Genomic DNA, 2,569 nt, shown 5'->3' with positions numbered 1-2,569 from the left:
AGTTTGAATTCTTTCGAGTAGCTTTTTCGGGTTTTCATATACACTCCAGTTGAGATAATTATCTCTTAACTGGGTGTGTGAATCTATTGGAGCACGTCAGAACTCCTCATAATGCGTTATCGTTAATGCTACAGCTTTCCGCTCAACTTCAATACGCTGTAAATAAGGTGTATTTTTTCTACCAGACTTTCTGGGAGAGTTTTTTTCTATGGAACCTTTTGAAAAAGAGATATTTTTAACGACGTTAATATATTTCTTTGGAGTAAAACACCATTGCGATTGGGTCGTGGGCGAAAACTTAGTAGTCCGATCAACTTGTTTTAATAATACGACATCTTCAGCTTTCGCTTTAAATCGATAGTACTTTAGTTGATTTTTTTCGTGCGTTACCATATCTACTGGTAGTCGCTGCGATTTTCGATACACTATTGCTTTTTTGTAGTACCCAATTAAACGGTTTTCATTTATTCCTTTAAATTGTTTACCGCCAAAAAAGAATATTGGAATATCAGTAATAAAATCATCCTCATCATTAGCACCTAACCTATTTATGGACAATTCAACTTTGTGACCGGGTAAATTATCTCTCTTAACTCCAACATTACCGTAAACGTATCCGTCAGTATGAGTCAGAAAGTTACACACCTCCACACCGCGGCCAGTCTCTTCTGGGTTTTTACCACCGCCAATAATATAATCACTTTGCGTAATTCCCTTATACTCTTTCATCCAACCAACTCTAATGGCTAAAAAATTCATAATTTCTCTCTATTAAAAACTGTCGGCTAATTATTAACACTGACCTTTCTCCTTAACAACTTCAAACGTAGATACGTATGCAACTTGTACTAGGTAAACATAGGCAAGACTTTGACGAAATAAGGAGGCTATGCCTAATCTGTCATGGGTTAGTTTATACGACTAGTAACTGTTCTGAAGATGGGAAAGGGTTACGTTTTTCTAATAGTTGTTCTGGTGCTGTCGAAAGCCTTACATAGAGTAACCTTCTTAGCCTTGCGATTGCATTGAGCGTAAACATATATCAAAAGGTCATCAAATTTCCAATCTACGAGCTTGGTAAGTCATAAAGTCTATACTATGACAACGAGCTTGTAGAAAGACCAGTGACGTTAAAACAAGTAATTGACAAAATTATACACGCTGACGAAGTATTAAAGCCTATCGTGCCCAACTCATTTAGGAATAAAACTTTAAAAATCGCAATCCAGTTCAAAGGAACTGAATTTGGTAGAAAGAAATGGACAATGAATGTCATTTTAGAAAGGTTTGCAGAAGAGATTTTATTGTTGCTTGATGAACAAGGAGCAATTAGTTGTTATGAAACTAATGTCAGCTAAAAAGCTTATTTATTTCCAAAGTTTTTTAGAAGCCCAAAATTTCGGGCTTCTTTTATATTTTAAACAACTTAATTACTGTGAACACTTAGTTAGGCGTAATCGCGTTGTGGTAAACGTCTTGCACGTCATCACAGTCGTTAAGCATGTCCATGAATTTTTCAAACATCGGCATGTCTTCTTCGCTTATCTCAGTTTCGGTCTGAGGCATCCAGCTCATTTCTTCTGCAATAAAGCTAATGTCTGGGTAGGCTTCAGTTAGCGCTGTTTTTACTTGATAGAATTCAGTGTGTGGCGCGTAAACTGTAACTTTACCGTCTTCAACTTCAACATCAGTTACGTCTACGTCGGCTTCCATTAGCACTTCTAGGATAGCGTCTTCGTCGTCACCTTCAAACTGGAATACCGCTTGGTGATCGAACATATGCGATACCGCACCCTGTGCACCAAGTTTCGCGTTGGTTTTAGTAAAGCAGTTACGTACTTCAGTGATGGTGCGGTTTGCATTGTCAGACAAGCAGTCAACAATGACCATGCAGTTACCTGGGCCAAAACCTTCATAACGCATAGGCTGGAAATCTTCGCCAGCGCCACCAGCGGCTTTATCAATCGCTTTTTCAATAACGTGGCTTGGTACTTGGTCTTTCTTCGCCTTTTCCATTAGGCGGCGAAGTGAAAGGTTGGTGTCTGGATCGGCACCACCATTTTTCGCACATACGTAAATTTCTTTACCGTATTTAGAATAAACTTTAGTTTTTTGGCCGGCAGTTTTTGCCATGGCGTTTTTACGAACTTCGAATGCTCTTCCCATCTTAAAATTCTCTTTCTCGCAATTTGAAATGCTGCGTTGGGTTTTATCGGGCTACCTGTTGCCTGACTGTTCATCAGGCGCATCGCTCTGCCTTACTTGGTAGCATTGCCGAACTCGACGTTTCTATAAATGGTCGAACGTGACGGTGCTAAAAATTGCCAAGCGAAACACTGCCCAAAATAACGGTAGGCTAAGCGACACAAAAAATTTGGGCGAAATTCTACCTTAATTTTCGTGTAATACCAATGTGAACGCCCCTAGAAAGCGTGTAGGTTGGTAGCTTTCACATTTTCAATGAGGTCAAAATGTACTCTGACCCTGAGGTATCCCCACAAATAATATTGCGATATCAATAAGATAAAAAAGATAGGAACATTCATGACGTTTGGTGATCAGATCAATC

General features: G+C 39.1%; 3 protein-coding genes. 1 reads left to right on the top strand and 2 read right to left on the bottom strand.

What is annotated here, in order from left to right; translation table 11 throughout:
• Window positions 1-96: 96 nt before the first annotated feature.
• Entirely contained in the window at window positions 97-759 is a 663-nt protein-coding gene (locus BIZ39_RS21220; protein WP_187448022.1) for a hypothetical protein, read from the bottom strand.
• Window positions 760-1,124: 365 nt separating this feature from the next.
• Between BIZ39_RS21220 and BIZ39_RS21215 the strand changes: the two genes are divergently transcribed.
• Window positions 1,125-1,358: a hypothetical protein gene (locus BIZ39_RS21215; protein ID WP_187448021.1), complete on the top strand. Its 234-nt coding sequence runs from the start codon at window positions 1,125-1,127 to the stop codon at window positions 1,356-1,358.
• A gap of 85 nt (window positions 1,359-1,443) precedes the next feature.
• Here the strand turns inward: BIZ39_RS21215 and BIZ39_RS21210 are convergent, their stop codons facing one another.
• A complete protein-coding gene (locus BIZ39_RS21210) occupies window positions 1,444-2,166 on the bottom strand; it encodes a YebC/PmpR family DNA-binding transcriptional regulator (RefSeq protein ID WP_014948360.1) in 723 nt (240 codons plus the stop codon).
• Window positions 2,167-2,569 lie beyond the last annotated feature (403 nt).

The sequence above is a fragment of the Alteromonas sp. BZK5 genome (assembly GCF_014349115.1).
In the GTDB taxonomy this organism is placed as follows: domain Bacteria; phylum Pseudomonadota; class Gammaproteobacteria; order Enterobacterales; family Alteromonadaceae; genus Alteromonas; species Alteromonas macleodii.
This window is presented reverse-complemented; position numbering and strand designations above follow the sequence as displayed.